Origin of the sequence: Pseudomonas sp. Sample_9 (genome assembly GCF_004307535.1) — a bacterium.
GTDB lineage: Bacteria > Pseudomonadota > Gammaproteobacteria > Pseudomonadales > Pseudomonadaceae > Aquipseudomonas > Aquipseudomonas mercuritolerans.
In genome coordinates, this window is sequence record NZ_RAZO01000268.1 from 1 (window position 1) to 3768 (window position 3768).

Sequence of the window (3768 nt, forward strand, 5' to 3'; positions counted from 1 at the left end):
CACACCAGGGTTTCGGTCAGGCGCCTCGTGCAGTCGGTGATCGGCAACGCGCAGACCCGTGAGTCGGCGCCGAACTCCGCCGCTGAAACCACGCCTACGCCAATCCCCACCACCACCGCCTCACGCGCCGCTTCTCGGCCTTCAACCTCAATCGCCGGGCGGATGCGCAAACCTGCGCGGGCCATTTCCTCTTCCAGCGTCTGCCGTGTCACCGAGCCGATCTCACGCAGCACCAGTGGCGTGTCGTCCAGATCGGCCAGACAGATCGATTCGCGCTCGGCCCAAGGATGATTACGCGAAACAAACGCCACCATCGGATCGTTGCGCAGCGGTACACACAGCAAGCGTTCATCGGTTACGTCGCGGCCGAGCAGCGCCAGATCGGCCTGATAGTTGAACAGGCGAAACAGCGATTCATCGGTATTGCCGGTCTCGATTTTCACGCTGATGCCCGGGTAGCGCTCGCAGAACCGCGCGATCTGCGGCAACACGTGGATCGGCGCATCCACCGCGAGAATCAGGCTGCCGGTCCGCAGGGCCTGGGATTCCTGCAGCAATTCCTGCGCTTCGGCTTCAATTACGAACAGACGCTGGGTGATCGCCAGCAGACGCTCGCCAAGATCGGTCAGGCGTACGGAACGTTTATTGCGGTGGAACAGCAGCACGCCGAAGCGTTCTTCGAGTTTGCGTACCTGGTCGGAAATCGCCGGTTGCGTCAGATAAAGCCGCTCGGCGGCGCGGGTGAAGCTGCCATGGACGGCCACAGCGTGGAACGCTTTGAGTTGGGCGTGAGAGACGGACATGGCGGCTCCAGTAACAAGCTCAGCTTATTTGTGAAATACGATAAATCGATTTTATTTATTAAACAGTAATTGCTTTGATCGGCTCACGCCATCGCTGACTGCTCGGTCGAGCAGCGGCGTCGGCCCATGAGCCTGTGCGTGCAACAGCAGACTCATCTGACCGTTATCGCCGAAGGGAAGGGGCGGTATCGCAGTGCTCAACAATAAAAACACAGGCGTCTTTCTTAACGATTCTGCCGGCACACTCACACCCTGAGGTCAGAACCACCATGAACAAGCACATCGGCACCCTGGCGCGTTGGCGCGTGCAGATCTTCGCTATTACCTGGCTCGCGTACGCCGCGTTCTACTTCACCCGCAAAGCGTTTTCGGTGGCCAAACTGGGCATCGCCGAAGACCCTGATTTCACCCTCGACAAAATGGCCATGGCCAACCTCGACGCGATCTATCTGGCGGCGTATGCCCTCGGACAGTTCACCTGGGGCATGCTCGCCGATCGCTTTGGCCCGCGAGTCGTAGTGCTTGGCGGTTTGCTGATATCCGCCGCTGCGGCGCTGGTGATGGGCAGTTTCGCTACATTGCCGATCTTCGCCACGTGCATGTTGATTCAAGGTTTGGCGCAGTCCACTGGCTGGTCCGGGCTGTGTAAAAACCTTGGCAGCTTCTTCCCGTCAGAGCAGCGCGGGCGCGTGCTCGGCTTGTGGAGTTCCTGTTACGCGTTTGGTGGTCTGGTCGCCTCGCCGTTCGCCGGCTGGTGGGCCTACACGCTGGTCGGCACCTGGCACGCGGCATTCATTTCCAGCGCGGCGGTGGTCGCGGTGGTCGCCGTGCTGTTCTTTATCTTCCAGCGCAACAAACCGGAAGACGTCGGCTTGCCGGCGGTGGAACCCGAGCCGGAACTGACCGCCGAAGAAGCCGCAGCCAACAGTAAACTCAGCGTCTGGGAGCCACTGAAGGAAATCCTGCGCAACCGCACGGTGCTGGTGCTGGGCGTGGCGTATTTCCTGTTGAAACCGGCGCGCTACGCGATTCTGTTGTGGGGGCCAGTGATTGTTTTCGAGCAGATGCCCAGTGTCGGCAAGGTTGGCGCGGCGATCATTCCCACCGCGTTTGAACTGGCCGGATTGCTCGGGCCGATCATGATCGGCCTGGCCTCGGACAAACTCTTCGGCGCCCGACGCATGCCGGCCTGCGTGCTGAGTCTGCTGGCGCTGACCGTGACGCTGGCGTTGTTCATGGCCGCGCTGAACACCGGCAGCGTGTTGTTGGTCGTCGCGTTGCTGTTCGTCATGGGCCTGACGTTGTACGGCCCGGACTCAATGATCAGCGGTGCGGCGGCCATCGATTTCGGCAAGGCCAAGGCCGGCGCCACCGCCGCCGGTTTCGTCAACGGCTGCGGCTCCGTTGGCGCGGTGCTCGGCGGTTTGCTGCCGGGCTACTTCGACTCGGTGACGGTGTTTATCGTCTTCGCCGGATGCGCGCTGTTCTCGGCGCTGGTGCTGATTCCCCACTGGAACAGTCGGCCGGTCGGCGTGATGGAGCCGCGCGCGGCGATCCCCAACTGCCCGCTGAGCGTCAAACCACTGCGTTCCTGAAACCCTTCGCCCCGTGGCCTGCTGCGCGGTGCGCGGCAGGCTGCGTCGTGGCTATCTGACTGGAGATTCCCCATGCGACCGTTCTGGCTCGAGCAGGCCTTGCAGGCCGACCCATCCGAGCAGTGTCCACCGCTGCAAGGCGAGGTGCGCACGGATGTGTGCATCGTTGGCGGTGGTTACACCGGATTGTGGACGGCGATCATGCTCAAGCAGCAAAACCCGGAGCTGGATGTGCTGCTGATCGAAGCAGACATCTGCGGTGCCGGCGCCAGTGGCCGTAACGGTGGTTGCGCACTGTCATGGTCGGCCAAGTATTTCACCCTGGAGCGCTTGTTCGGCGTCGAAGAAGCGGTGCGTCTGGTCAGGGAGTCGGAGCGCAGCATCCATGCGATCGGCGAGTTCTGCGAGCAGTACGGCGTCGATGCCGACTACCGCCTCGACGGTACGCTGTACACCGCGACCAATCGCGCCCAGGTCGGCGCAACTGATGCGGTGATCGCGGCGCTGGAGCGTAATGGCATCAACTCGTTCAGCCAGCGCCCGCTTGCCGATGTGCAGCGTATGGCCGGTTCGGCAAAACATCTGGAAGGCTGGTTTTCCCCGGCGGCCGCCAGCGTGCAACCGGGCAAACTGGTGCGCGGTCTGCGCCGGGTGGCGCTGCAATTGGGCGTGAAAATCCATGAGGGTACGGCGATGACCGGACTGGAAGAGGGTCGCCCGGCACGTATTCACACGCCCTGCGGCAAGGTCATCGCCGACCGCGTGGTGCTGGCGATGAACGCGTGGATGGCCCGCGCGTTTCCTCAGTTCGAGCGCAGTGTGGCGATTGTTTCCAGTGACATGCTGATCACCGAACCGCGCCCGGACTTGCTGCAGCAAATCGGTTTGACCAGCGGCGTCAGCGTCCTTGATTCGCGGATTTTCGTGCACTACTACCACAACACCCCGGACGGCCGGCTCATGCTCGGCAAGGGCGGCAACACCTTCGCCTATGGCGGGCGGATGCTGCCGGTGTTCGATCGGCCGTCACCTTATGCCGGATTGCTCAAGCGCAGCCTCGCGGATTTTTTCCCGGCGTTTGCCGAGGTGAAAATCGACGCGACGTGGAACGGCCCGTCGGATCGTTCGGTGACCGGTTTGCCGTTCTTCGGCCAGATGAGCGGGGCGGGCAACGTGTTTTACGGCTTCGGTTATTCCGGCAGCGGCGTCGGCCCGTGTCACATGGGCGGGCAGATCCTCGCCGCGCTGGTGCAGGGCCTGGAGAATCCTTGGACCCGCTCGCCGCTGGTCAACGGGCCGCTGGGTTATTTCCCGCCAGAACCGATTCGCTACCTCGGCTCGCTGATGGTGCGCAACGCCATCCGCCGCAA

The 3768-nt window shown here is 62.6% G+C and carries 3 protein-coding genes; 2 read left to right on the forward strand and 1 reads right to left on the reverse strand.

What is annotated here, in order from left to right:
* The coding region (locus tag D6877_RS14870) for a LysR substrate-binding domain-containing protein (RefSeq protein WP_130911286.1) at positions 1-803 on the reverse strand (803 nt) is incomplete at its 3' end.
* Between the two features lie 269 nt (positions 804-1072).
* Between D6877_RS14870 and D6877_RS14875 the strand changes: the two genes are divergently transcribed.
* The gene (locus tag D6877_RS14875) at positions 1073-2398 is read left to right on the forward strand and encodes an MFS transporter (RefSeq protein ID WP_130911287.1); all 1326 of its coding nucleotides are present in this window, start codon (positions 1073-1075) and stop codon (positions 2396-2398) included.
* 72 nt (positions 2399-2470) lie between these two features.
* Positions 2471-3768: FAD-dependent oxidoreductase (locus D6877_RS14880; protein WP_130911288.1), on the forward strand; the 1298-nt coding region annotated here is incomplete at its 3' end.

Bases quoted from the DNA above. Each gene is read 5' to 3' on its own strand.
- D6877_RS14875 (WP_130911287.1), top strand. From the start codon at position 1,073: ATGAACAAGCACATCGGCACCCTGGCGCGTTGGCGCGTGCAGATCTTC.